The sequence below is a fragment of the Oceanobacillus sp. FSL K6-0118 genome, assembly GCF_038006665.1.
GTDB lineage: Bacteria > Bacillota > Bacilli > Bacillales > Amphibacillaceae > Oceanobacillus > Oceanobacillus caeni.
Map to the genome: position 1 here is coordinate 1,964,809 of NZ_JBBOVR010000001.1, position 26,186 is coordinate 1,990,994.

At 35.2% G+C, this 26,186-nt stretch carries 26 protein-coding genes; all 26 read left to right on the forward strand.

Annotated elements, in window-relative coordinates; translation table 11 throughout:
* The first annotated feature begins 14 nt into the window (after positions 1 to 14).
* The 26 genes from nusA to MHI02_RS10265 all read left to right on the forward strand — a co-directional run bounded on the left by nusA (position 15) and on the right by MHI02_RS10265 (position 26,144).
* Complete coding sequence (gene nusA, locus MHI02_RS10140) at positions 15 to 1,112, forward strand: transcription termination factor NusA (protein ID WP_047186080.1); 1,098 nt, start codon at positions 15 to 17, stop codon at positions 1,110 to 1,112.
* 14 nt (positions 1,113 to 1,126) lie between these two features.
* A complete protein-coding gene (gene rnpM / locus MHI02_RS10145; protein ID WP_225344082.1) occupies positions 1,127 to 1,399 on the forward strand; it encodes an RNase P modulator RnpM in 273 nt (90 codons plus the stop codon).
* Positions 1,389 to 1,688, forward strand: coding sequence for a YlxQ family RNA-binding protein (locus MHI02_RS10150; RefSeq protein WP_047186081.1), 300 nt, complete (start codon positions 1,389 to 1,391; stop codon positions 1,686 to 1,688). Before rnpM ends, MHI02_RS10150 begins: the two co-directional genes overlap by 11 nt.
* A 20-nt stretch (positions 1,689 to 1,708) precedes the next feature.
* Positions 1,709 to 3,835: a translation initiation factor IF-2 gene (gene infB / locus MHI02_RS10155; protein ID WP_341165877.1), complete on the forward strand. Its 2,127-nt coding sequence runs from the start codon at positions 1,709 to 1,711 to the stop codon at positions 3,833 to 3,835.
* On the forward strand, positions 3,832 to 4,110 hold the full coding sequence (locus tag MHI02_RS10160) for a DUF503 family protein (protein ID WP_047186083.1): 279 nt from the start codon (positions 3,832 to 3,834) through the stop codon (positions 4,108 to 4,110). The genes infB and MHI02_RS10160 overlap by 4 nt, the downstream gene beginning before the upstream one ends.
* A 269-nt stretch (positions 4,111 to 4,379) precedes the next feature.
* Positions 4,380 to 4,721 (forward strand): 30S ribosome-binding factor RbfA, encoded by a 342-nt coding sequence (gene rbfA, locus MHI02_RS10165; RefSeq protein WP_047186084.1) that lies wholly within the window; start codon positions 4,380 to 4,382, stop codon positions 4,719 to 4,721.
* A 419-nt stretch (positions 4,722 to 5,140) separates the two neighbouring features.
* Positions 5,141 to 6,028, forward strand: coding sequence for a tRNA pseudouridine(55) synthase TruB (gene truB / locus MHI02_RS10170; RefSeq protein ID WP_047186085.1), 888 nt, complete (start codon positions 5,141 to 5,143; stop codon positions 6,026 to 6,028).
* Positions 6,029 to 6,046: 18 nt separating this feature from the next.
* Entirely contained in the window at positions 6,047 to 6,982 is a 936-nt protein-coding gene (locus MHI02_RS10175) for a bifunctional riboflavin kinase/FAD synthetase (protein WP_047186086.1), read from the forward strand.
* A gap of 130 nt (positions 6,983 to 7,112) precedes the next feature.
* Positions 7,113 to 7,382, forward strand: coding sequence for a 30S ribosomal protein S15 (gene rpsO / locus MHI02_RS10180; RefSeq protein WP_047186087.1), 270 nt, complete (start codon positions 7,113 to 7,115; stop codon positions 7,380 to 7,382).
* 434 nt (positions 7,383 to 7,816) lie between these two features.
* Positions 7,817 to 9,931, forward strand: coding sequence for a polyribonucleotide nucleotidyltransferase (gene pnp, locus MHI02_RS10185; RefSeq protein ID WP_204798234.1), 2,115 nt, complete (start codon positions 7,817 to 7,819; stop codon positions 9,929 to 9,931).
* Positions 9,932 to 10,051: 120 nt separating this feature from the next.
* Entirely contained in the window at positions 10,052 to 11,002 is a 951-nt protein-coding gene (locus MHI02_RS10190) for a polysaccharide deacetylase family protein (RefSeq protein WP_204798233.1), read from the forward strand.
* Between the two features lie 25 nt (positions 11,003 to 11,027).
* Positions 11,028 to 12,248, forward strand: a complete 1,221-nt coding sequence (locus tag MHI02_RS10195; RefSeq protein ID WP_204798232.1) for an insulinase family protein — start codon at positions 11,028 to 11,030, stop codon at positions 12,246 to 12,248.
* A gap of 164 nt (positions 12,249 to 12,412) precedes the next feature.
* Positions 12,413 to 12,658 (forward strand): YlmC/YmxH family sporulation protein, encoded by a 246-nt coding sequence (locus MHI02_RS10200; protein WP_204798231.1) that lies wholly within the window; start codon positions 12,413 to 12,415, stop codon positions 12,656 to 12,658.
* Between the two features lie 157 nt (positions 12,659 to 12,815).
* Positions 12,816 to 13,700 carry a dipicolinic acid synthetase subunit A gene (dpaA, locus tag MHI02_RS10205; protein ID WP_047186090.1) on the forward strand — a complete coding sequence of 295 codons (885 nt, stop codon included), beginning with the start codon at positions 12,816 to 12,818 and terminating at the stop codon, positions 13,698 to 13,700.
* Positions 13,697 to 14,281, forward strand: a complete 585-nt coding sequence (gene dpaB / locus MHI02_RS10210) for a dipicolinate synthase subunit B (protein ID WP_047186091.1) — start codon at positions 13,697 to 13,699, stop codon at positions 14,279 to 14,281. The genes dpaA and dpaB overlap by 4 nt, the downstream gene beginning before the upstream one ends.
* Positions 14,282 to 14,429: 148 nt before the next feature.
* Positions 14,430 to 15,476: an aspartate-semialdehyde dehydrogenase gene (asd, locus tag MHI02_RS10215; RefSeq protein ID WP_047186092.1), complete on the forward strand. Its 1,047-nt coding sequence runs from the start codon at positions 14,430 to 14,432 to the stop codon at positions 15,474 to 15,476.
* 22 nt (positions 15,477 to 15,498) lie between these two features.
* Positions 15,499 to 16,707: an aspartate kinase gene (gene dapG / locus MHI02_RS10220; protein WP_047186093.1), complete on the forward strand. Its 1,209-nt coding sequence runs from the start codon at positions 15,499 to 15,501 to the stop codon at positions 16,705 to 16,707.
* A 53-nt stretch (positions 16,708 to 16,760) separates the two neighbouring features.
* Entirely contained in the window at positions 16,761 to 17,636 is an 876-nt protein-coding gene (gene dapA / locus MHI02_RS10225) for a 4-hydroxy-tetrahydrodipicolinate synthase (protein ID WP_204798230.1), read from the forward strand.
* Positions 17,637 to 17,751: 115 nt separating this feature from the next.
* A complete protein-coding gene (locus MHI02_RS10230) occupies positions 17,752 to 18,474 on the forward strand; it encodes a ClpP family protease (RefSeq protein ID WP_047186095.1) in 723 nt (240 codons plus the stop codon).
* Positions 18,471 to 18,671, forward strand: a complete 201-nt coding sequence (locus MHI02_RS10235) for a YlzJ-like family protein (RefSeq protein WP_047186096.1) — start codon at positions 18,471 to 18,473, stop codon at positions 18,669 to 18,671. The genes MHI02_RS10230 and MHI02_RS10235 overlap by 4 nt, the downstream gene beginning before the upstream one ends.
* A gap of 290 nt (positions 18,672 to 18,961) precedes the next feature.
* Complete coding sequence (locus MHI02_RS10240) at positions 18,962 to 21,247, forward strand: FtsK/SpoIIIE family DNA translocase (protein WP_047186097.1); 2,286 nt, start codon at positions 18,962 to 18,964, stop codon at positions 21,245 to 21,247.
* 131 nt (positions 21,248 to 21,378) lie between these two features.
* Entirely contained in the window at positions 21,379 to 22,665 is a 1,287-nt protein-coding gene (gene yfmF / locus MHI02_RS10245) for an EF-P 5-aminopentanol modification-associated protein YfmF (protein ID WP_060669025.1), read from the forward strand.
* A complete protein-coding gene (gene yfmH / locus MHI02_RS10250; protein ID WP_060669024.1) occupies positions 22,658 to 23,941 on the forward strand; it encodes an EF-P 5-aminopentanol modification-associated protein YfmH in 1,284 nt (427 codons plus the stop codon). Before yfmF ends, yfmH begins: the two co-directional genes overlap by 8 nt.
* Before the next feature lie 9 nt (positions 23,942 to 23,950).
* The gene (gene ymfI / locus MHI02_RS10255; RefSeq protein WP_060669023.1) at positions 23,951 to 24,667 is read left to right on the forward strand and encodes an elongation factor P 5-aminopentanone reductase; all 717 of its coding nucleotides are present in this window, start codon (positions 23,951 to 23,953) and stop codon (positions 24,665 to 24,667) included.
* A gap of 73 nt (positions 24,668 to 24,740) precedes the next feature.
* Positions 24,741 to 24,992: a DUF3243 domain-containing protein gene (locus MHI02_RS10260; protein WP_047186101.1), complete on the forward strand. Its 252-nt coding sequence runs from the start codon at positions 24,741 to 24,743 to the stop codon at positions 24,990 to 24,992.
* 366 nt (positions 24,993 to 25,358) lie between these two features.
* On the forward strand, positions 25,359 to 26,144 hold the full coding sequence (locus MHI02_RS10265; protein WP_047186102.1) for a DUF3388 domain-containing protein: 786 nt from the start codon (positions 25,359 to 25,361) through the stop codon (positions 26,142 to 26,144).
* Positions 26,145 to 26,186: the final 42 nt, after the last annotated feature.

A 26,186-nucleotide genomic window follows, 5' to 3' on the forward strand; every position in this document is an offset into this window, starting at 1 on the left:
GGGGGATTAGTAAAGTGAGCAGTCAATTGTTTGACGCATTGAATAGTTTGTCCGAGGAAAAAGGAATTGATAAAGAAATTCTGTTAGAAGCACTAGAAGCTGCTCTTATTTCTGCATATAAGAAAAATTTCAAATCCGCTTCCAATGTGAGAGTCGAACTAAATGAAAATACAGGAAAAATGGCCGTTTTCTCTAGGAAAACAGTTGTAGAAGAGGTTGAAGACCCACAACAAGAAGTTTCATTAGAGGTTGCCAGAGAAATCGATCCTAATCATGAAGTGGACGATATTATCGAAGTTGAAGTTACTCCAAAAGATTTTGGCAGAATCGCGGCACAGGCAGCAAAACAAGTTGTTACACAAAGAGTAAGAGAAGCAGAACGTGGTGTCATCTTTTCTGAATTTGTCGATCGTGAAGAGGATGTTATGACAGGTATTATACAAAGAAAAGATTCACGCTTTATTTATGTGAATTTGGGTAAGATTGAAGCTAAATTGGCTGAAACGGAACAGATACCTAACGAGGAATATAATATTCACGATCGGATAAAAGTGTTTGTGACAAAAGTTGAAAATACAAGTAAAGGTCCACAAATTTTTATTTCTAGATCTCATCCCGGGCTATTAAAAAGGTTATTTGAGATGGAAGTGCCCGAAATATACGATGGAACGGTTGAAATTAAGTCTGTAGCTAGAGAAGCAGGAGACAGATCGAAAATATCAGTTCATGCACAAGATCCGGAAGTAGATCCTGTAGGGTCATGTGTAGGTCAAAAAGGGCAACGTGTTCAAGCAATCGTTGACGAATTAAAAGGTGAAAAGATTGATATTGTGCAATGGTCAGAAGATCCTAAGGTGTATGTATCAAATGCATTAAGTCCTTCCAAAGTGATAGAAGTGTTAGTTGACGAAGAGGAAAAAGCCACGACAGTGATTGTTCCCGATTATCAATTGTCACTAGCTATAGGGAAACGTGGCCAAAACGCAAGGCTTGCAGCTAAATTAACCGGTTGGAAAATCGATATTAAGAGTGAATCAGAGGCTAGAGAAGAAGGTATTTTGTCGGAAGTAGAAGACGCTTATTCCAACGATGATGAAGATTTGTTTGAATAAGGAGGGGACACTCGGTGAAAAAAAGAAAAATACCAGAAAGAAAATGTGTTGTAACTAATGAAATGAAGCCAAAGAAGGAACTCATTCGTGTCGTTCGAAATAAAGATGGGGAAGTTTTTGTGGATCCTACAGGGAAAAAGAATGGCCGAGGAGCTTACTTAACAAAGGATTTAGATGTGATTATAGAGGCAGAAAAATCAAATGTTTTAAACAGACACTTAAACGCAGAAGTAGATTCATCTGTGTTTGTAGAACTTAAAAAAATGGTAAAGAGCAATGAAAAGTAATTATTTAAACATACTTGGGCTAGCATATCGTGCAAGGAAATTATCAATAGGTGAGGAAACAATTATTAAAGATATTCAAAGCAATCGGGTAAAGTTAGTTTTACTTGCAAATGATATCGGTCCCCAAACGAGGAAAAAAATAACAGATAAATGTAAATTTTACAAGGTACCATATGAATTGGTGGATAATCGAGAAACATTATCCAATGCAATTGGAAAATCCCAAAGAGTAGCAATTGCAATTTTAGATAAAGGTTTTGCCAATAAAATTAAATCGTTGCTCGGGTAATTAATTTCGGGGGTGAACGTATGAGCAAAATTCGTGTATATGAATATGCTAAACAAAATAATACAACTAGTAAGGATGTTATCAATTATCTAAAAGAGTTAAATGTGGACGTAACGAACCATATGTCTACTATTTCGCTAGATACTGTGACACAATTGGATAAGAAATTTGGATCGAAACAAAATCAAGGGAAACAACAAAAGGAAGCTCCTAAGCAAAAATCTGAAGGAATGAATTCAGGAAATAAAAAACAATCTGATCATAATAAGTCAGACAAACAGAAAGCCAAAAATCATCATAATAATAAGCCTAAAAATAAGAATTTTAAAGGTCCTAAGAAGGGGAATAAGAACAATAAGCCAGCAAATTATCAGGAACCTGTCAAAAAGGAAACTCCTGAAAAAATTACTTATAGTGACACGTTAACTGTAAGTGATTTAGCTGATAAGCTTAATAAAGAACCAGCGGAAATCATTAAAAAATTAATGTTTTTAGGTGTAATGGCGACTAAAAATCAAGATTTAGATGATGATGCAGTAGAACTTATTTGTAGTGAATTTAATGTTGAAGCTGAAAAGGTAGTTATTTTAGAAGATACAGATCTTGATAAATACATCATGGAAGATAAAGAAGAAGATTTAATGGAAAGGCCTCCTGTTGTTACAATTATGGGACATGTTGACCACGGAAAAACAACAACACTAGATTCCATACGAAATACAAAAGTGACCGCTGGAGAAGCTGGGGGTATTACACAACATATTGGTGCATACCAAGTAGAGGTTGGGGGTAAAAAGATAACATTTTTAGATACACCTGGTCATGCCGCCTTTACTAGCATGCGTTCAAGAGGTGCACAGGTTACGGATATCGCTATTTTGGTTGTAGCTGCAGATGATGGTGTCATGCCACAAACGGTAGAAGCAATTAATCATGCCAAGGCAGCCGAAGTACCAATTATTGTTGCAGTTAATAAAATGGATAAGGAATCAGCAAACCCTGATCGTGTCATGCAAGAATTAACAGAGTATGAATTAATACCTGAAGACTGGGGCGGTAGTACGATCTTTGTTAATATCTCTGCGTTGAAGAATGAGGGTATCGATGATTTGTTAGAGATGGTTCTTTTAGTATCGGAAGTTGAAGAATTAAAGGCTAATCCGAAAGCTAATGCTACAGGAACGGTAATCGAAGCGGAGCTAGATAAAGGTCGTGGAAGTGTTGCAACTTTACTTGTTCAAAATGGTACCCTCCATGTTGGAGATTCACTAGTTGTAGGGAATACTTTTGGTAGAGTTCGTGCCATGATTAACGATACTGGTAAACGTGTAGAAGTAGCTGGTCCTTCTATGCCGGTAGAAATTACAGGTTTACAAGATGTACCACAAGCTGGGGACAGATTCGTAGTATTTGATGATGAGAAAAAATCTCGTCAAATTGGAGAAGCGCGTCAACAGGAAGCTATTGCAGCTAACCGTAATGAACAGACTAAAGTTAGTCTAGATGACTTGTTTGAACAAATCAAACAAGGTGAAATGAAAGAATTGAATATCATTATAAAAGCTGATGTTCAGGGTTCTGCAGAAGCACTTTCTTCTTCACTACAAAAAATTGATGTAGAAGGTGTTAAAATTAATATCATCCATACTGGTGTTGGTGCTATTACGGAATCAGATATCATCTTAGCTTCAGCATCGAATGCGATTGTAATTGGTTTTAATGTTCGTCCTGACGCGAACGCAAAAGGCTCAGCGGAAAGAGAAAAAGTGGATGTTCGATTGCATCGCGTCATTTACAAAGCAATCGAAGAAATTGAATCTGCTATGAAAGGTTTACTCGATCCAGAATTTGAAGAGAAAATAATTGGCCAAGTAGAAGTCCGAGAAACATATAAGGTTTCAAAAGTTGGAACAATTGCAGGATGTTACGTGACAGATGGTAAAGTTACTAGAGATGCTGGTGTTCGAATTATTCGTGATGGAGTTGTCCTATATGAAGGTGAAATTGATACATTAAGACGATTTAAAGATGATGTTAAAGAAGTTGCAAAAAATTATGAATGTGGAATAACAGTCACCAATTTTAACGATATTAAGGTTGGGGATACTATGGAAGCTTTTGTAATGGAGGAAATTAAACGTTCATGATTTTATATGCGGAAGTCGAATGTATCATGTATGACGGACATTCACTGAAACATAAACGGTCAATTATTAAAAAAATAATTGCTAAACTTAAAAAAGATTTTAATGTCGCTGTTACAGAATTAGATTATCATGATTTGTGGCAGCGCACTAAATTAGGAATAGTTACTATTTCAACAAGTTTGACAAACGCGGAACAAATCATTCAAGAAGTGCTACGTGTAATTGACACGTTTCCAGAGTTGGAACGAACGATTACGAATGTAGAAAGAGTTTAAGTATGTGTTCAAAAGGAGGGCAAAAGGACCGAGTCGGATAAAAGTTGCAACTTTCTGGAGCTTCGATGATTAGCCCTACCGTAAAGATTTGTTGCAACACCGACTCCACTATTGCCAATGATTTTCTTTAAAGGAAGGCCGACTAAAGATGAGCTTTGCGTCCAACTTACGCCTCCCCCTTTTTAGTGGCATGTCATTTTTACCTGACTTTTGGAACAATCTCTTTTAAGTCACTTCTTTAATAATGGGTTTTTCACGAGGTGAATTTAATGGCTGAATTACGAGCAAATCGTATTGCGGAACAAATGAAAAAAGAATTAGGTGAAATTCTTACAAGGAAAATTAAAGACCCAAGAGTAGGTTTTGTTACAGTGACCGATGTAGAAGTAACCGGAGATCTTCAGCAGGCAAAAGTATATATATCTGTTTTAGGGGACGAAAAACAAAAAAAAGATACTTTACTAGGACTTGCTAAGGCGAAAGGATTTATTCGTTCTGAAATCGGTAAACGAATTCGATTAAGAAAAACACCGGAAATTTCTTTTGAATTCGATGAAGCATACGCCTATGGTAATCATATTGAAAAATTATTACGTGATTTAAATAAATAGTAGATTTTTAACTATTGGAAATCTGACTCGGGAAATGAGTCAGATTTTTCCATAGGAAGATCAAAAGCGAAAGCGCCAGTTTAGCGACGTACGGACTGGACTGAGCCGTAGGAGATAAAGGAAACATGCCCCTTCATAGGGGTATGCCGACGTTGGCCGCAAAGGCCGCACTTAGTCGGCCTTCCTTTAATACTTTGAGTCGATGTTGACTTTCACCACAAGGGTATAAGTGCGACTAAGCCTCTGGTTTCATCCATCGGCAAGTCTTCTTTATCGTGTCATGAGGTGAAGGAAGTCTCGCTAGTCGCTGGGTGCTGGAGCTGGACGTGGCCTTCCTTATGACAAGATTTAATAAGATAAATTTTAATTTTTACCCAATAACAAAACCTTTGATATTCAACATGAATGGAGTTGATGACGTGGATGGTATCTTATCATTATGGAAACCGCGAGGAATGACATCACATGATTGTGTCATGAGATGCAGAAAACTTTTTAAAACAAAAAAAGTAGGACATACTGGGACTTTGGATCCGGAGGTGGATGGTGTTTTACCCATATGTATTGGCAACGCTACAAAAATTGTGCCTTTTTTAACCGATACAAAGAAAACATACATAGCTGAAGTAAAGTTAGGAATAGCCACGGATACAGAAGATGCCCAAGGAACAGTACTGGAAGAAATGGAAGTATCCGAATCACCAAGTACAGAAAGCGTTCGTAATGTCTTGCTTTCATTTCAAGGTTCTATTACACAAGTTCCTCCAATGTATTCAGCAGTTAAGGTAAACGGAAAAAAGCTATACGAATATGCAAGAGAAAACAAGACGGTGGAACGACCTAAGAGAAAGATCACCATATTTGATATTGAATTATTAGACAAGAAGCATGACTCTTTTAAAATAAAAGTAATTTGTTCAAAAGGTACATATATCCGTACTTTATGTGTTGATATAGGTAAGAAATTAGGATACCCTGCACATATGTCAGATTTAACTAGAATAAAAACGGGATCTTTTTCAGAGAAAAATTCAGTTGATTTTGCTATTATAGAAGAAGCAGTAATGAAAAATGAAGAAAGTAATCTACTATTTCCAATAGTAAAGGGATTAGATCACCTAGACACACTTTATGTGGATGAAACGTTGGAGAATAAAGTGAAAAATGGACAAAAACTTCCGATTCCGGAAGTCCTACCAAAGACCAATCCTTTTATGGTAATACATAAGAATAAATTACTCGCAATCTATCAAATACACCCTGAAAACAAAAATCAAATTAAACCCATCCGTGTTTTTAATGGGTAATAAGTGCAGGTGAAGAATATGAATATCTATGAATTGAGTTTTCCCCATTCTTTAATAAAGGATGATATTCCAGATACAGTATCTGCGATTGGCTTTTTTGATGGTATACATAGGGGACATCAAAAAGTAATAAATGAAGCAATCAGGCGAGCAGAAGAAAATAATATGGAAAGCGCTGTTATAACGTTTCATCCACATCCTTTAGTTGTTTTAAAAGGTGAACATCATGTTAACTATATAACACCATTGAAAGAAAAAATTGAAATTATGAAAGGGTTAGGTGTGGATCGATTATATATTATCGATTTTAATAAGGAGTTTTCCAAGTTATCGCCACAAGAGTTTGTCGATCAGTTTATTATTGGTTTAAATATTAAACATCTTGTAGCAGGATTTGATTATACTTTTGGCCATAAGGGTAAAGGGAATATGGAGAATATTTCGGAATATACGCGGGATAAATTTTCCTATACTACTGTGGAAAAAGTTTCTTTAGATCATGAAAAAGTCAGTTCTACTAGAATTAGAAAACTGTTAAGAGAAGGCAATATTGAAGAGGCTAATGAATTACTTACACGTCCTTTTAAATTAAGAGGGATTGTAATTAGGGGAGATCAACGTGGTAGGGAAATTGGCTTTCCTACAGCGAATTTACAAGTTGATAAGCAAGCATTGTTGCCTAAACCGGGCATTTATGCTGTAAAGGTGCTATATAAGAATGAAACCTATTTTGGCATGGCTAGTATAGGCACAAACCCAACGTTTACAGCTGAAAGGGAAGATTTGTCTATAGAAGTTAATATTTTAGATTATAATAATAATTTATACGGTCAAGAATTAACAGTAGAATGGTACAAGTATATGCGGGAGGAAGAGAAATTCGATAGTGTAGAAGCGTTAATAGAACAAATCAAATTGGATGAGGTTAATATTCGACGTTTTTTCTCTATTTAATGATTTTTTCCCTTGCAATTTTTAATGAAAGACGTTATGCTTAAGAACGTGAACCATCCCTTGGCAAATCGTAACTCCGACGTTTGCTAGGAGATTGGGGATATGAAATAAATATTTAGGAGGTGCCCAAATGGCAATTACACAAGCTCGTAAAAATGAGATCATCAATGAATACAAAGTTCATGAAACTGATACAGGATCTCCAGAAGTGCAAATCGCTGTACTAACTGAAGAAATTAACACGTTAAACGAACATTTACGTATTCATAAAAAAGATCACCATTCACGTCGTGGTTTACTTAAAATGGTTGGTAAACGTCGTAATTTATTAAACTACCTAAGAAATAAAGACGTTACTCGTTACCGTGAATTAATTAAAAGACTCGGTTTACGTCGATAATGAATTTACAGAAGCAGGAGCAATCCTGCTTCTTCTATTATCCACGACTTTTTTAGCAAGTAGGAAAGTATAAAATCTTTCCCGTTTGCATAAGTGCAACTAAGGCGTCGACCAAAAGCTTGTCGAACGCCAAGTTTTCTAACATTTACATAATATAAACAGAACCTGTAAACGCCTATTATTTAATAATGCGTTCAAAAAGGAAGATAAAAGGACCAAAGTCGGCCAAGAGTGCAACGTCCTGGGGCTCCGATTACTCGCCCCTACTGTAAAAACACTTGTTGCAACACCGACACTATTACGAACTAGAAACGTCAAAGTGTTATTTTCATCAGACTTTTTTGAACAACTTTTAATAGGGGATAAAATTTACATTTATGTTTATAAACTATAAAATGAAGGTAGAATGAGCAATGAAAGGAGTACTATATGAAATGACAGATGAAAAATATGTGTTCTCCACTGAAATTTCGGGTAAAAAGTTTACCGTTGAAGTAGGAGAACTGGCGAAACAAGCAAATGGAGCTTGTATGGTTCATTATGGCGATACTTCCGTATTAGCTGTTGCTACAGCATCAAATGAACCAAAAGATTTACCGTTCTTTCCATTAACGGTTAACTATGAGGAACGTTTATATGCAGTCGGTAAAATTCCAGGTGGTTTTATCAAACGTGAAGGAAGACCGAGTGAAAAGGCAATTCTTGCTTCTAGACTAATTGATCGTCCAATCCGCCCTATGTTTCCTGATGGTTTTAGGAACGAGGTACAGGTAATAAGTACGGTTATGAGTGTTGATCAAGATTGTTCATCAGAGATTGCAGCTATGTTAGGGTCATCTATTGCACTATGTGTTTCCGATATCCCATTTGAACAACCAATCGCTGGTGTCCATGTTGGACGTGTCGATGGTGAATTCATTATTAACCCAACAGTAGAACAAGATGCGAAGAGCGATATAGATTTAACAGTTGCGGGAACAAAAGACGCGATTAATATGGTAGAAGCTGGTGCAGATGAAGTACCAGAAGAAGTAATGCTAGATGCAATTATGTTTGGTCATGAAGAAATCAAACGATTAGTTGCATTTCAAGAAGAAATTATTCAAGCAGTTGGTACAGAAAAATTTGAGGTTAAATTATTTGATACCGATGAAGAACTAAGTGCTAAAGTAGAGGCAGAAGCAAAGGAAAGCCTATTACAAGCAATTCAAGTAAAAGAAAAACATGCTCGAGAAGAAGCAATAAAACAGGTTAAAGATAGTATTCTTGAGGGTTATGATGAAGATGAACCTGAAATTTATAATCAAGTTAAAACAATTCTAGATAAATTAGTTAAAGCTGAAGTTAGACGCCTAATTACGGTTGAAAAAGTTCGACCAGATGGAAGAATGATTGATGAAATTCGTCCACTTTCTTCACGTGTTGGTGTTTTACCTAGAACGCATGGTTCTGGATTATTTACACGTGGACAAACACAGGCGCTAAGTGTATGTACTCTTGGGGCTTTAGGTGATGTTCAAATATTAGATGGGTTGGATTTGGAAGAATCCAAACGCTTTATGCATCATTATAATTTCCCACAATATAGTGTAGGGGAAACAGGACCAATTCGTGGACCAGGTCGTCGTGAAATTGGACATGGTGCATTAGGTGAAAGAGCATTGGAGAAAGTTGTCCCATCTGAAAAAGAATTTCCTTATACGATTCGTTTAGTATCGGAAGTACTTGAATCCAATGGTTCTACGTCACAAGCGAGTATTTGTGCAAGTACATTAGCGATGATGGATGCAGGTGTACCAATCAAATCACCAGTTGCAGGTATTGCTATGGGGCTCGTGAAATCAGGTGAGGATTATACGATTCTTACTGATATTCAAGGGATGGAAGATGCACTTGGAGATATGGATTTTAAAGTAGCAGGAACAAAAGATGGTGTAACTGCATTACAAATGGATATTAAGATTGACGGATTGTCCAAAGAAATCTTGGAAGAAGCTTTAACTCAAGCTAAAAAGGGTAGAATGCAGATTCTAGAATCTATGCTCGCCACTATTAATCAACCAAGAGAAGGACTTTCTCGATATGCACCTAAAATTCTTACTATGTCTATCAATCCGGATAAAATTCGTACGGTTATAGGTCCTAGCGGAAAACAAATCAATGAAATCATTGATGAAACAGGTGTTAAGATTGATATTGAGCAAGATGGAAATATCTTTATTTCCTCTACTGATCCTGAAATGAATGAAAAAGCTAAGAAAATTATAGAAGATTTAGTTCGAGAAGTTGAAGTCGGACAAATTTATTTAGGAACTGTAAGACGAATTGAGAAATTCGGTGCGTTTGTTGAACTATTCAAAGGAAAAGATGGATTGGTTCATATATCCGAACTTGCGGAAGAAAGAACGAATAAGGTAGAGGATGCAGTGTCCGTTGGTGATAAAATATTAGTAAAAGTAAAAGAAATTGATCGTCAAGGCAGAATTAATCTTTCCAGGAAAGCAGTTTTAAAAGAAGAAAGGGAAAGAAAAGAAAAGGCGAATCAATAATAGTAAGAGAAAGAAGCTGTATGAGCAGTTTCTTTTTTTATGCTTTAAATATCATCTTGTAACTTAATCATACCTTGTCCCCCTTATGCATACATTTGTATAAGAAGGAGGGCAAGGACGATGTACCGATACCGAAAATACATAAATTTATGTCTATTCATTATTATAGTGGCGTTATCTTACAACAGCATTAATAATCCAATTGAAATAAATGAAGAGGTGACAACAACTCTCTCTCATGCAATAAAAAAAGAAGATTCCTTATATATGGAGATTGAAGAAAAAAGCAAAGAATTTGAGCAACCACCAGTTGATGCATATATAGATGACGTGTGGAAAAAGACCCCAGGTAGAAACGGGATTAAGGTGAATATAGATAAATCATATGAAAAAATGAAGGATAAAGGTGTCTTCGATGAATCACTTTTGGTTTATAAAGAAATTCCTCCTAAAGTTAAATTGGCAGATTTACAAGCATCTCCAATTTATAGAGGCCATCCTGAGAAAGAAATGGTCTCATTTTTGATAAATGTTTCATGGGGAACGGAATATATTCCAGATATTTTAAAAACGTTAAATGATCATAAAGTGAAAGCAACCTTTTTTATTGAAGGAAAGTGGGCAAAAGAAAACCCTGAATTGGTTAAAATGATTGATGAGCAGGGACATATCATTGGTAATCATGCCTATAATCATCCAGATATGGCGACACTGTCTAATCAGAAAATAGTGGAGCAAATAACACAAACAAATGAAATCCTAACAGCAATCACAGATAAAACACCAAAATGGTTCGCCCCACCAAGTGGAAGCTTTAATGATCAAGTTGTACAAAGTGCCTTTAACCTAAAAATGGAAACAATTCTATGGACAGTAGATACGATTGATTGGAAGAATCCTTCTGTAAATGTTATGATTAACCGAGTAAATAGTAAAATTCATCCAGGGGCAACCATTTTGATGCATCCGACATCTGTAATCGCAAATGGACTAGATGATTTAATTAAAGTGATTAAAGAGAAAGAGTATCGTATAGGTACTATTGAGAAATTATTAAGTGAAGAAAGGTAATCAAAACGCATTAGGAGGACGAACTTTGATACAAAGACATACATGTAGAAATGGATTAAGAATTGTTCTAGAAAATATACCTTCCGTACGTTCTGTGACAATTGGAATATGGGTATTAACTGGTTCGAGAAATGAAACGAAGATGAATAATGGCATCTCACATTTCTTGGAACATATGTTTTTTAAAGGAACGGATACAAGATCTGCGCAAGAAATAGCAGAAGCTTTTGACTCTATAGGCGGTCAAATCAATGCCTTTACTTCTAAAGAATATACTTGCTTTTATGCGAAGGTTCTAGACACACATAAGGATTACGCATTAGAAATATTAGCGGATATGTTCTTCAATTCTTCATTTGATGAAGAAGAAATGGAAAGGGAAAAGAAAGTCGTTTATGAAGAAATAAAAATGTATGAGGATACTCCCGATGATATCGTACATGATTTATTAGCTCGAGCGTCATTTGGAGACCACTCATTAGGGTACCCTATTCTTGGTACAGAGGAGCATTTAAAATCTTTTTCACCTGAAGATTTACGAAATTATGTAGAACAACGATATACACCTGATAATGTAGTAATTTCTGTAGCCGGTAATGTGGATGAAAGCTTTATTAACAATATAGCTTCTTATTTTGGTAAATTTGAACGTAATGTAGGGAAAGAATCGCTTGAAACACCAACTTTTTTAGCTAATCGGATTGAAAGAAATAAAGATACGGAGCAGGCACATTTATGCTTAGGATTTAATGGATTAAAATTAGGTGATGAAAATACGTACAGCTTAGTTGTCATGAATAATGTTCTTGGTGGTAGTATGAGTTCTAGGCTATTCCAAGATGTTAGAGAAAAACAAGGTCTTGCTTATTCTGTCTTCTCTTACCATTCAACCTATTTAGATAATGGACTTCTAACCATTTATGCAGGTACTGGAAAAGAACAGCTACCATTACTGCAAGATACAATCAATAATACGTTAGAGTTATTAATTAAAGATGGTTTAACTGATAAAGAGTTAAGAAATAGTAAAGAGCAGCTAAAAGGAAGCTTAATGTTAAGTTTAGAAAGTACCAATAGCAAAATGAGTAGAAATGGAAGAAATGAATTATTACTTGGAAGACATAGAAGTTTAGACGACATGATTAAAGAAATTGATGCAGTAAGTCATGAGTCGATAAGAAAAGTGATTGATTATACGTTTCGTAATTCTCAATCAGTCGCATTAATTGCACCGGAAATTTCATAGAAAACGAAGGCATTCGCTATTAGGCTGCGAATGCCTTCGTTGTATTTATGTGGAAATGGATTCATTCAGCCTTATAATATGTGTTTTGCTTACATAAAAAGGACATACGACCATCCGATGATACATATAAATTTACTATATATCATCGTATGGAGGTTATTTATATGCGCTTTAAAGATATTAGCAGTAAGGAAATAGTTAGTATTAACGAAGGGGAAAGGTTAGGAATACTTGGGCAAACTGATTTGGAAATCAATGAAAAAACCGGTCAGATTGAAGCTTTCATTATACCAACTTATAAATGGTTTGGATTGAAAAAAGAAGGGGAAACAACAAAAATTCATTGGAATGAAGTAAAAAAAATTGGCGAAGATATGATCATGGTTGAAATGAAAAATGATAAGTTTTAATGGAAAATAAAAATATAATTGTTATGGTCCATAATCAAAAGGAGATTATGGTCTTTTTTTGGTTTTTTAGCTATGGACGAATCACTCTCATTGCAGAAAGACATAAGCTATAAAGAACAGATTTAGGATTAGTTATGTATGGAGGGTAGAAATAATCATGAGTCGAATAATTGCTGTAATTGGTGGGGATGCAAGATATATAGAATTAATTAGGCAATTAGAACTAATGCCAGAAACAACTATTATTCTTGTGGGTTTCGATAATTTAAATCAAAGTTTCACAGGCTTAAAACAAACTCAATTTGATGAATTAGAATTAAATACATTGGATAGTGTTATTTTACCAATAACTGGAACGGATTCTAAAGGAAACATTGAAACAGTTTTTTCTGATCAAAAAATAAAGTTAACTCCTGAATGGTTCGGACAGCTACAAAAAACAACAAAAGTATTTACCGGAATTACAAATGAATATTTGAATCATGTTACAAAAGAAGCTGGGATAGAGCTTTTTCCATTGTTTAATAGAGATGATGTCGCTATCTATAATTCAATACCTACAGCAGAAGGTGCAATCATGATGGCGATTGAGAATACAGACTATACGATTCATTCCTCACGTGTACTCGTAACAGGGTTTGGTAGGGTTGGTCAAACTGTAGCAAATCGATTTTCTGCATTTGGTGCGAAAGTTTCGGTTAGTGCCAATAATATTAGAGAATTAGCAAGAATAACAGAAATGGGCTTAACGGCAATTCCAATTGATAAACTCCATGAACACACTAATAATTGTGACATAATAATAAATACTGTACCGGCATTGGTCGTTGATCAAAAGGTAATACAGCAATTACCTTCTCATGCAATTATTATAGATCTTGCGTCAAATCCAGGAGGAACAGATTTTGAATATGCAACAAAACGTGGTATTCAAGCAATTTTAACTGGAAGTTTGCCTAGTATTGTAGCTCCGAAAACAGCTGGAAGAATTCTGGCAGATGTTATTAAACAAATATTATTAAACGAGGGGAGTTTATCATGAATTTAAAAGGGAAACGTATCGGTATTGGATTAACTGGTTCACATCACACATTTAGTAAAGTGTTTTTGCAAATTGAAAACTTAGTAAATAAAGGTGTTGAAGTCATTCCAATTGCATCCTATACCGTACAGAGTACTGAAACTAAATTTGGTAGAGGAGAGGACCATTTAAATAAATTAGAGGAATTAACTGGTCAAAAAGTAATTACTTCTATGCCCGATGCAGAGCCATTAGGACCGGATAAACCACTAGATTGTATGGTGATTGCACCACTTACCGGAAACTCCATGGCAAAACTTGCGAATGGGATTACTGATAATCCCGTATTAATGGCAGCAAAATCCACTATCAGAAATCAAAATCCTGTCGTTCTATCCGTTACTACAAATGATGCCCTCGGATTAAATGGTATCAATTTGGCGCGATTATTAAATAGTAAATTTATTTATTTTGTGCCATTTGGTCAAGATAATCCTATGAAAAAACCAAACTCCTTAGTAGCGAACCTTGACTTATTAGAGGATACAATCAAATCCGCTTTAGATCGTGAACAACTTCAACCTATTATTATTCCTTTTTAATAAAAAAATATGTTAAAATAATAAATTAAGAGATTTAATTTTTAGCAGTAAAAAAACTGCAAACTTTTTATCTTCATGAGTATAACGAAGGCATCGCCAAAATCTTGTCGTGCCGAGTTTTCTAATAAGATTAAGGGGAGAGTTTTAAATGTCAGAAAAAACAGCATATAATGTAGCAGTAGTTGGAGCAACCGGTGCAGTAGGTCAAAAAATAATGAAAATATTAGAAGAAAAAAAGTTTCCTTTAAATAAATTAAAGCTTTTGTCTTCCAAAAACTCAGCTGGGAAAGAACTTACATTTGCTGGTAAAACAATTATAGTAGAAGAGGCAAAACCGGAGAGCTTTGAAGGAATAGATATAGCGTTATTCTCTGCAGGGGGATCTGTTTCGAAACAATTAGCTCCAGAAGCTGTTAAAAGAGGAGCAGTGGTAGTAGACAATACTAGTGCATACCGCATGGACGAAAATGTACCACTAGTTGTACCAGAGGTGAATGCAGAAGACATTAAAGAACACAAAGGAATTATCGCAAATCCGAACTGCTCCACTATTCAAATGGTAGCAGGTTTGAAACCAATTAAAGACCATTTTGGATTATCTAGAGTTATTGTTTCCACCTATCAAGCTGTTTCTGGAGCAGGTGCAAAAGCAGTGGCTGAATTAGAACATCAAGCAAAACAATATCTGAACAATGAAGAAATGGAAGCAAATATATTACCTGCTGGTAGTGACAAAAAGCACTATCCAATCGCATTTAATGCATTACCACAAATAGACCTTTTCCAAGATAATGGATATACATTTGAAGAGATGAAAATGATAAATGAAACTAAAAAAATTATGCATGAACCTAACTTATCAGTAGCAGCTACATGCGTGCGATTACCATTTTTCACGTCTCATGCCGAAAGTGTATATATTGAGGTAGAAAAAGATGGAGTAACTGTCCAAGATATTTGGAGAACTTTTGAGAATGCAGAAGGAATTATTTTACAAGATGATCCCTCTACACAAACGTATCCTACTCCTTTAAGTTCAGCAAATAAAGAAGAGGTTTTCGTTGGTCGAGTAAGAAAAGACTTAGACAATGATAAAGGATTCCATTTATGGATTGTATCTGACAATCTTCTTAAAGGTGCTGCTTGGAATACGGTACAAATAGCTCAAACATTAGTGAAAAATAACTGGCTATAAGTAGTTTATTAGAGGTGTTAAGATGCAGATTTTAGTACAAAAATTTGGCGGTACTTCTGTACAGTCTGAAGAAAATAGGAAACATGTTATCAAGCATATTAAAAATGCATTAGTGAAAGACTATAAACTAGTAGTTGTTGTTTCTGCATTAGGAAGGAAGCCAGATCCATATGCAACAGATTCACTTTTAGAGTTAGTGGGTTTTCCAGCAACGAATAGTTCAGATCGTGAAATTGATTTACTTATGTCCTGTGGGGAAATTATTTCTTCTGTTGTCTTATCCAATGAATTAAAAAAACAACATATTAATGCAATTGCATTAACGGGCGCACAAGCAGGTTTTATTACGAGTGAGGACTTTACACAAGCAAAGATTAAAGAAGTAAAACCAGAAAGAATTTATAAAGAGTTAGAAAATAATGATGTCGTTGTAGTGGCAGGCTTTCAGGGACAAACAGAAATGGGAGAAATTACTACCATTGGCCGTGGAGGTAGTGATACTTCTGCGGCTGCCCTTGGAGCGGCATTACAGGCAGAGATGGTTGAAATATTTACGGATGTTGAGGGTATTATGACAGCAGATCCAAGAATAGTTGAAAATGCACATTCTTTAGATGTCGTTACTTATTCAGAAATTTGTAATCTTGCCTATCAAGGTGCGAAAGTAATTCATCCTAGGGCGGTAGAAATCGCCATGCAAGCAAAAATCCCATTACGTGTTAGATCAACTTACTCGCTTGAACCTGGGACATTAGTAACCTCATCTAGAGTGAAGGAAATGGGTGTTGATATTCAAGATCGTTTAGTAACAGGGATAGCCCATATGTCTTCCATTACTCAATTAAAGGTTCAAACCAAAGAAGAGGCATATAGACTTCAATCGGATGTATTTAAAGCGATGGCTGAAGCGGGAATCTCAGTCGATTTCATCAATATTTCACCAGCAGGGGTAATTTATACAGTGCCAAATGATTTAGCAGATAAGGCAGTTTATGTACTTGAAACATTAGGGTTTAAACCGGAAATCACAAGAAATTGTGCCAAAGTTTCGGCTGTGGGCGCGGGCATGACTGGAGTACCTGGGGTTGCAGCTGAAATCGTTCAAGCATTAACCAATGCAGGTGTACAGATTTTACAGTCTGCCGATAGTTACACAACAATTTGGGTTCTTGTTCATGAGAAAGATTTAAAAACTGCTGTGAATGCCTTACACGATGTTTTTAGTCTTTAATAATATGTAAAAGTCAACAGGATCTTCTTCAATATTATTAAGAAGGTGAAAAAATGAATTTCGGTCAAGTGTTAACTGCTATGGTTACGCCATTCGATAAGGATGGTAAATTAGATTATGGCCAATTAGAGGATTTAATTAACTATTTATTAGAAAATGGTACTGATGGATTGGTTGTTGGCGGAACTACTGGTGAATCACCTACGTTATCCGTAGATGAAAAGATGAAATTATTTCGTCATGTAGTAAAAATAGTTAATAAAAGAGTTCCTGTTATTGCGGGTACCGGAAGTTATAATACGAAGGAATCAGTCGAATTAACGAAGCGAACAGAAGCATTAGGGGTTGACGGTTTCTTGCTTGTAGCACCGTATTATAATAAACCTAACCAAGAAGGTATGTTTCAACACTTTTCCCAAATTGCAAAAGAAACAACACTGCCTATCATGCTGTATAATATTCCGGGACGTTCTATCGTAAATATGGACGTAGATACAGTTGTAAGGTTAAGTGAAATAGATAATATCGTTTCCATTAAGGAAGCAGGAACTGATTTAGATCAAATCTCCGAAATTATTGAAAAAACAAATGATGACTTTACTGTTTATAGTGGTAATGATAGTTTAACTTTACCTATGTTGTCTATTGGGGCAACTGGTGTTGTTTCCGTTGCATCCCATATTATAGGAAATGAAATGAAAGAAATGATTAATCGGTTTTTTAATGGTGATATAACACATGCAGCTACCATGCACCGTAAATTATTGTCGGTAATGAATGGATTATTTACGTCTCCATCCCCAGCCCCGGTTAAAGCAGCCTTACAAATGAAAAACATAGAGGTTGGTGGCGTTCGATTACCATTAGTCCCATTAAATGAAGAAGAAAGAAACGAACTAAATACACGAATAGAAAATATCGGCTTATAAAAAGCCGATATTTTTTTGCATATGTACATAAACTTTCTATCTTATAAATTTCTGCATTGTAATACAAAATTCGTTCATACTAAAGTTAATATAAGCTTTAGGGAGTGATTGACAGATGAGTAAAGAACAAGAAGAAAAAAAGGATGAGCAATCGAATGCCTCGTCTTTAGTACAAAAAATCCAGTCATTAGGACAAACAAACGTTCCACAGGCTCCTGATTCGAATATTCATGTTTTATCTATTATTGGTCAAATAGAAGGTCATGTTCAACTTCCACCACAAAATAAAACAACGAAGTATGAACATATTATCCCCCAATTGATTGCGATTGAACAAAATCCGAAGATAGAAGGTGTCGTAATCTTATTGAATACGGTAGGAGGAGATGTAGAAGCGGGTTTGGCATTATCTGAAATGATAGCATCTATGTCAAAACCAACCGTTTCAATCGTTTTGGGCGGCGGTCATTCCATTGGTGTGCCAATTGCGGTTTCCACGGATTATACCTTTATCGTGCCAACAGCAACCATGACTATCCATCCGGTAAGGTTGACTGGTCTCGTTATCGGTGTTCCGCAAACATTTGAATACTTAGATAAAATGCAAGATAGAGTGATTCAGTTTGTTGTTAATCATTCTAATATTAAAGAAGAGGTGTTCAAAGATCTTATGTTTGCCAAGGGGAATTTAACTCGAGATATTGGAACAAACGTTGTTGGAGCTGATGCAGTAGAATATGGGTTGATTGATGAAGTTGGAGGAGTCAGTAACGCAATGAGAAAATTAAACGAGCTCATCGACAATAATCGGGGAAATGAAAGTCAGGTGATACAGTGATTTTGTATACACCTTTATCGCAATCAGACATCTTTCCACCTTCAGATGAGAGTTTTAAGAATAGGGAATGCATTTCATATGAAGGAAAAATGATGATAGCCGAAAAGAACGTGGATGGTTCCTATCAACTAGTACAATTGTTATCCACTGATCCGCAAGATTTCCTTAAATATTCACCCGGATCTATTCTACACTAGCCTTTTAAAGCATGTTTTTCAATTTTCCACTGATAATAGACTTTATGTTATAATATAGTTAATATAATCCTTGCCAAATTTGGCAAGGTTTTCCTTTATCCCACCTAAACGGGCAATAAGGCTCCCACCTCAAGCTTCTGGGGAAACAAAGAAGGTAGGTGGGAGATCAACTGCCTGTAAAAGTCCGATAAGTGCGACTAACCATCAGTGGGGGATGAAGGAAAATCCCCCACTGATGGTTAGTCTTCTTTTTAGAGAAGTTGGTATGGTGGAAATAGTGAGGTGAAAGAATGAAAAAAAAGAAGGGAAAGAAACGGAAAAATTCAAATCGCAAAAAGAAATTGCAAAATGAGTTGCTAGGATTATTGTTTATTGCTTTAGCAATCTTCGGAAGTGGAGCAAGTGCAATTAGTGATGGGGCCATTCCTGGTGGATTAGAATATTTATTCCGATTCTTTCTAGGAATCTGGTATTTTTTAGCTTCGGTATTTTTACTGATAATTGGTATTTTTCTTATGGTAAAAAGAAGGTATCCATATTTATTTCATAAAAAATTCGTTGGATTTTATATTTTATTTGCAGGGGTCTTGTTAATAACGCATATACAAACTTTTGAGCAGTTAATGCTGCAAAATGTCTCTATAATTGGCTCAACCTGGAATCATTTTTTACAATTTATTAATGGTAATGGGACTGCCGTGCAAACAGGTGGGGGAATGATAGGTGGATTGCTCTTTACTTTTACAAACTATTTATTTTCATTAGTAGGGGCGAAAATTGTTGCTGTCTTCTCTATCATCATTGGTATTGTATTCTTAACGGATATATCTTTAGGAGATATTTTTTCTAAATTAATAGGAAAATGTAAGAATATGTTTGTACGTTTTGGTGAAGGAATAAAAAATGTTAAATTGAAAAGAGATGAAGTGAAGGCAGAAGATAGTGTAACAGAGGCAGAAATAGTAGATAATCAACAGGTAAATACAGAGGAACCTGAAATAACAGATTTTACAGATGTTGCTTATCAACCCCAAGAAACAAATGATGAAATAGTAAATCAACCGAGTAAAAAAGAAGAGACTCAACTTAACCATACAGATGAAGAAGAAATGGATTACTCCATGTCGATACCGATGACTGAGACGGAAAACCATGAATATATTTTACCATCTCCAGATTTACTAGCGGAACCTGCTCATAATTCGCAGTATCAAGAAAAATCACAAATCCAAGCAACGGTAAGAAAGTTAGATCGTACATTTAAAAGCTTCGGAGTTCGGGCAAGAGTTACGAAGGTAAATGTAGGTCCTGCGGTTACAAAATATGAAATATCACCTGAAGCAGGTGTAAAGGTTAGTAAGATTGTAAGTTTACATGATGATTTAGCACTAGCACTAGCCGCTAAGGATTTACGGATTGAAGCTCCAATTCCCGGAAAATCAGCTGTCGGAATTGAAGTTCCTAATCAAGAAGTTGCAATGGTGTCGATTAGAGAAGTGTTAGATAGTACATGGAACAACAAATCTTCTAAACTACTAGTTGCATTAGGAAGAGATATTTCAGGGGATGCTGTTGTTGCTGAACTAAATAAGATGCCGCACCTACTCATCGCAGGTGCTACCGGAAGTGGTAAAAGTGTTTGCGTAAATGGTATTATTACTACCATTTTAATGCGGGCGAAACCACATGAGGTTAAAATGATGATGATTGATCCGAAGAAAGTGGAATTGAACGTATATAATGGAATACCACATTTGTTAGCTCCAGTTGTAACAGATCCGAAAAAAGCTTCAAAAGCCTTAAAGAAGGTCGTATCGGAAATGGAGAGAAGGTATGATCTATTCTCCGATACTGGAACTAGAAATATAGAAGGATATAATGAATATATTCGTAAGTATAATTTATCATCCGAACAATCACAACCACACCTCCCATACATTGTTGTGATCGTGGACGAACTTGCCGATTTGATGATGGTTGCTTCGAATGATGTGGAAGATTCTATTACAAGATTAGCACAAATGGCAAGGGCTGCTGGTATTCATATTATCATTGCAACCCAAAGACCTTCTGTAGACGTTATTACTGGGGTTATTAAAGCGAATATCCCTTCCAGAATTGCTTTTAGCGTTTCCTCGCAAACAGACTCTAGAACCATATTGGATTCTGGAGGAGCAGAAAAGCTTCTTGGGAAAGGCGATATGTTATTTTTACCAGTTGGTGCTTCCAAACCAAAAAGGGTTCAAGGGGCATTTTTATCAGATGATGAGGTTGAAAGAATTGTGGATCATTGTATTGATCAACAAAAAGCATCTTATCAAGAAGAAATGATCCCCGATGAAAATGATGAAGTTCATACTGAAGTTGATGATGAACTTTATAATGATGCGGTACAACTTATTATTGAAATGCAAAGCGCAAGTGTTTCTATGTTGCAAAGAAGATTTCGAATCGGTTATACAAGAGCTGCAAGACTTATCGATGCAATGGAAGAACGTGGCATTGTAGGGCCTTATGAAGGAAGTAAACCAAGAACAGTGTTAGTTTCTGGTACTCAGGAAGAAAAAACGTCTTAAATGTATAGAAATAAATGATTCAGCAGACTTGTACATTCGCAAGTCTGCTTTTTTTACCGTATAATGGATGATAACTGGAAAAAATGTGCAATATAGAAGTATCAAGGAAATTTTTTTTGGGAGGTTCATTTATGCAAGATATCACGGAAAAACGTTTGAACGAAAATAATATAGAGTTTCATTTTATTCAAAGTAATAAATATAAAACGATTAACATCGTAGCAAAGCTAAAAGCTCCTTTAGAAAGAGAAACAATTACCAAAAGAGCATTACTTCCCTATATATTGAAGCAAGGAACGAAATCTTATCCAACTCGAAAAGAATTACAATTAAAATTGGATGATTTATTCGGTGCAATCCTATCCATTGATGGAGGCAAAAAAGGAGAAAATCATATTTTAACCTTTAGATTAGAACTAGCGAATCCAAAGTTCATCCCTGAAGAGACTTCTATTATCAAAGAAGGTATTGCTTTATTAAGCGAATTTATGTTCCATCCAAAAAGTAAAAATAATGCATTTGATGAGGCTATTTTTAATCGAGAAAAAGATACATTAAAACAAAAAATAAGTGCAATTAAAGATAATAAAATGCAGTATGCAAATATGCGTTTAATCGATGAAATGTGTAAAGATGAACCTTATTCATTACATGTTCATGGCTATGAAGAAGACTTGAATTCGTTAACAGCTGGAGATCTTTATAGTTATTATCAAAGCTTACTTCAAGATAATCAATTGGATATCTATGTATTAGGAGATTTTAATGAAGAAGAAATAAAAAACGAAATTATTGCTTCGATGAATCGTAGTTCCGTAAGCTTACTAGATAGACGAGAGACAACGAAGAAGGAAATTACGGAACCGCAAGAAATTATCGAGAAACAAAATGTCCAACAAGCTAAATTGCATATTGGTTATCGAACCAATACGTATTTTAAAGATGAGGATTATTATGCTCTGCAAGTGTTTAATGGAATTTTTGGTGCGTTTCCTAGTTCTAAACTATTTATCAACGTTAGAGAAAAAAATAGTTTAGCCTATTATGCTTCCTCACAAATGGAGAGTCATAAAGGGTTGCTTTTTGTTTTTAGTGGTATTGCTCCAGAAGATTTTGAGAAGGCAAGAGATATCATTAGAGAACAATTAACGGCGATGAAAAATGGAGATTTTACAGAGGAGCATTTATCAGAAACAAAAGAATTAATTTGTAATCAAATGTTAGAGACAATGGATCACCCACAAGGATTTATTGAGCTTTTATATCAACAGGTAGTTGGGGAAAAAACTATAGATCCGGATGAAATAATCAGTCAAATTAAAAGTGTAACGAAAGAACAAGTTATACAAATTGCACAAAAAATAGAAGAAGATACAGTTTATCTTTTAACGAGTGAAGGAGGCCAAGAAAATGAATAAACAAACGTATAATGATATCGCTGAAACACTCTATACTGAGAAATTAGATAACGGTTTAACTGTATTTTTATTACCGAAACCCGAAATGGCTAAAACATATGGGATTTTTACAACTAATTATGGCTCGATTGATCAGACCTTTGTTCCCATTGGGCAATCCGAAAAAATAACGGTTCCTGAGGGTATCGCACATTTTCTGGAACATAAATTATTCGAGAAAGAAGATCATGATGTATTTGCTGACTTTGGGAAACAAGGCGCTTCCGCTAATGCTTTCACTTCGTTTACCAAAACAGCATATCTATTCTCTGCTACTAATCATATCGAGAAGAATGTAGAGACCCTAATTAATTTTGTGCAGGATCCTTATTTTTCTGAACAATCGGTTGAAAAGGAAAAAGGTATTATCGGTCAAGAGATTAAAATGTATGATGATCAACCAGATTGGCAATCGTTTATGGGAACCATTAAAGCGATGTTTAAAAATCATCCAATCAATATTGACATAGCTGGTACAGTAGAATCTATTAGTAAAATAACAAAGGATGATTTGTATACTTGCTACTATACATTTTATCATCCAGAAAATATGACGTTATGTATTACAGGCAACTTTAATCCTGAACAAATGATGAATTTAATTAAATCAAACCAGGCTTCTAAGGAATTTAAGAAGATGGATGAAATTAATCGTTATTTACCGAATGAGCCAAAAGAAGTAGCCATGAAAGAACATCATATTAAAATGCCCGTTTCTGTACCTAAATGCACGGTTGGAATAAAAGAATCATCAGAAGAGATTAGTGGGGAAGAATTTCTGAAAAAAGATTTATTACAGAATATGATTGTGGATTATTATTTTTCAAAAGGTGGTTCTTTTTATCAAGAACTCTATCAAGAAAAATTAATTGATGATAGCTTTTATTTTGAAACAACATTAGATAAAAATTATGGATATACTTTAATAGGTAGTAATAGTGATGAACCACAAGTGTTTTCAAATAAAGTGAAGGAATTGTTATTATCTACTCGCGATGAAACATTAAGCGAGAAAGATTTTAATCGTATGAAGAAAAAGAAAATTGGCAGGCTGTTGCGTTCTATGAATTCATTGGAATTTATGGCAAATAAGTATACGCATTATCATATATCAAAAGTAGATTTATTTGATATCATCCCAACGATTCAAGCGTTACAATTAGAAGAAGCAAATCAATTTTTAAAAGAATGGATCGAAGAAGAACGTTTAGCAGTCTGTACGATTTCTGCTGAGTAGGAGTAGAGTATGGGGAAGAATGTTTTAGTTATCGGTGCTAGTGGGGATATTGGTCAAGCGATTGTGGAACGTTTAGCAAAAGATGGATATCAATTGATTTTACATTACCATAAAAATTCAGAAGCGATGACGGAGCTACGTAGAAAGATTAAAGACAAAGGTGTCCTTAGTGTTATTCAAGCAGATCTTAGTAATGAAAAAGAAACGAATGAATTTTTAAACCAGTTAGTCTTTCGAATTGATATCGTTGTTTTTGCAAGTGGCAAAGCTGAATTTCGTTTATTTCAAGAAACGTCAGATACATTAATGGACCAAATGTTAAATCTTCATGTTAAAGCTCCGTGGAAAATTACAAGGCAGGTATTGCCAAATATGGTTCAACAACATTTTGGTAATATTATTTTTATTACATCGATTTGGGGTAATGTAGGTGCAAGTTATGAGGTTGTGTACTCTTCTGTTAAAGGGGCACAAAATAGTTTTGTTAAAGCTTTAGCTAAGGAAGTGGGACCGAGTGGAATCTCAGTAAATGCCATTAGTCCAGGTTTTATTGATACGAAAATGAATCGCTCCTTATCAGAAGAAGAAAAAGCCCAAGTCATATCGGAAATTCCTGTAAATCGTGCTGGTTTACCAAGCGAAATTGCGCATGCTGTATCTTTTTTATTAGATGAAAAATCCAGTTATATACAAGGTGAGATTTTAAATATAAATGGTGGTTGGTAATGTATTCATGTATAAATGAATTTTAAATTCACATACTATATCCGTAATAAACTCGTGGAAGGAGAGAAATAGTATGTCAATTCTTGAAAACTTCGATACATGGAAAGGCTTTTTAGCAAATCGCTTAGAGCAGGCTCAGCAACAAGGGATGAATCAACAGACAATAAACAGTATTGCTGCAGAAGTTGGCGATTATTTAGCTGAAAACGTGGATGCCAAAAACAAGGAAGAAGCTGTTCTAAAAGAACTTTGGAATGCTGCTTCCGAGCAAGAACAGCAAGCTATTGCTAGCACGATGGTAAAGCTAGTTCAAAAATCAAATTAAAGTTAATTTAATTAGAAGCTGTATACTTAACCGTTACAGCTTCTTTTAGTAATTGTCTGGGAAATTATAAAATTTGTATGGCTGTGGCTAACTTATATATAGAAAAAGCCACGTCCGGCTCCAGCGCCCAGTGACTAGTAGACTTCCTTCACTTCCGTACAATAAGTCAACATCGGCTCGCTTACACTCACCGTGTTTCCTTTATCTCCTACGGCTCAGTCCAGTCTATACGTCACTAAACGGGCGCTTGCGCCTTTGTTCTTTAATAAGGAATTTGGTAAAGTTTACATATTATGCTTTTCACTTGCGACAAAATCATTTATGATAGTATTTAGTATTGTATAATGTATCATAAAGGGGCTTTCTATGGATAAAGAATGGTACCTTGAATATGAAATTCAAACAAATAGACCAGGGTTGTTAGGAGAAATATCGTCATTATTAGGTATGTTATCCATCAATATTATGACAATAAATGGTGTAGAAAATTCTAGACGGGGTATGCTTTTAGTTTCAGAATATGATGAAAATATTGCACGTCTGAAAACCGTCTTACAAATGATTGAAACAATAAAAATTACCAAGATACGTAAACCTAAGTTGAAGGATAAATTGGCTGTCAGGCATGGAAAATATATTCATACAGATAGAGATGACCGTAAGACTTTTCGTTTTGTGAGAGATGAATTGGGCTTATTAGTCGATTTTATGGCAGAATTATTTAAACAGGATGGACATAAATTGATTGGGATTCGCGGTATGCCTCGGGTTGGAAAATCAGAATCTGTAGTGGCCGCAAGTGTATGCGCCAGTAAACGTTGGTTATTTGTTTCTAGTACAATGCTTAAACAAACAATACGAAATCAATTAATAGAAGGGGAATATAGTACAAATACGATTTATATTATGGACGGTATTGTCTCAACTAAGGCTAATGAACAACATTGGCAATTAATTCGAGAATTGATGCAATTGCCGGCAGTGAAAATAGTAGAGCATCCGGATATATTTGTTCAATCAACAGAATATACAATGGAAGATTTTGATTATATTATTGAATTAAGGAGTCATGAAAACGAAGAAATTACGTATGAAAAGTTTGAGAATCAACCATTTCATGGCGGAAATGGATTTTCCATGTTCGATTTTTAAACTTTTGTGATCAGACTTCGGATTAACCTATAGTTAGAACGG

Coding starts and splice junctions, on each gene's coding strand:
- MHI02_RS10150 (WP_047186081.1), top strand. CDS start 1,389: ATGAAAAGTAATTATTTAAACATACTTGGGCTAGCATATCGTGCAAGG.
- infB (WP_341165877.1), top strand. CDS start 1,709: ATGAGCAAAATTCGTGTATATGAATATGCTAAACAAAATAATACAACT.
- MHI02_RS10160 (WP_047186083.1), top strand. CDS start 3,832: ATGATTTTATATGCGGAAGTCGAATGTATCATGTATGACGGACATTCA.
- rbfA (WP_047186084.1), top strand. CDS start 4,380: ATGGCTGAATTACGAGCAAATCGTATTGCGGAACAAATGAAAAAAGAA.
- MHI02_RS10175 (WP_047186086.1), top strand. CDS start 6,047: ATGAATATCTATGAATTGAGTTTTCCCCATTCTTTAATAAAGGATGAT.
- rpsO (WP_047186087.1), top strand. CDS start 7,113: ATGGCAATTACACAAGCTCGTAAAAATGAGATCATCAATGAATACAAA.
- pnp (WP_204798234.1), top strand. CDS start 7,817: ATGACAGATGAAAAATATGTGTTCTCCACTGAAATTTCGGGTAAAAAG.
- MHI02_RS10190 (WP_204798233.1), top strand. CDS start 10,052: ATGTACCGATACCGAAAATACATAAATTTATGTCTATTCATTATTATA.
- MHI02_RS10200 (WP_204798231.1), top strand. CDS start 12,413: ATGCGCTTTAAAGATATTAGCAGTAAGGAAATAGTTAGTATTAACGAA.
- dpaA (WP_047186090.1), top strand. CDS start 12,816: ATGAGTCGAATAATTGCTGTAATTGGTGGGGATGCAAGATATATAGAA.
- dpaB (WP_047186091.1), top strand. CDS start 13,697: ATGAATTTAAAAGGGAAACGTATCGGTATTGGATTAACTGGTTCACAT.
- asd (WP_047186092.1), top strand. CDS start 14,430: ATGTCAGAAAAAACAGCATATAATGTAGCAGTAGTTGGAGCAACCGGT.
- dapG (WP_047186093.1), top strand. CDS start 15,499: ATGCAGATTTTAGTACAAAAATTTGGCGGTACTTCTGTACAGTCTGAA.
- dapA (WP_204798230.1), top strand. CDS start 16,761: ATGAATTTCGGTCAAGTGTTAACTGCTATGGTTACGCCATTCGATAAG.
- MHI02_RS10230 (WP_047186095.1), top strand. CDS start 17,752: ATGAGTAAAGAACAAGAAGAAAAAAAGGATGAGCAATCGAATGCCTCG.
- MHI02_RS10240 (WP_047186097.1), top strand. CDS start 18,962: ATGAAAAAAAAGAAGGGAAAGAAACGGAAAAATTCAAATCGCAAAAAG.
- yfmF (WP_060669025.1), top strand. CDS start 21,379: ATGCAAGATATCACGGAAAAACGTTTGAACGAAAATAATATAGAGTTT.
- yfmH (WP_060669024.1), top strand. CDS start 22,658: ATGAATAAACAAACGTATAATGATATCGCTGAAACACTCTATACTGAG.
- ymfI (WP_060669023.1), top strand. CDS start 23,951: ATGGGGAAGAATGTTTTAGTTATCGGTGCTAGTGGGGATATTGGTCAA.
- MHI02_RS10260 (WP_047186101.1), top strand. CDS start 24,741: ATGTCAATTCTTGAAAACTTCGATACATGGAAAGGCTTTTTAGCAAAT.
- MHI02_RS10265 (WP_047186102.1), top strand. CDS start 25,359: ATGGATAAAGAATGGTACCTTGAATATGAAATTCAAACAAATAGACCA.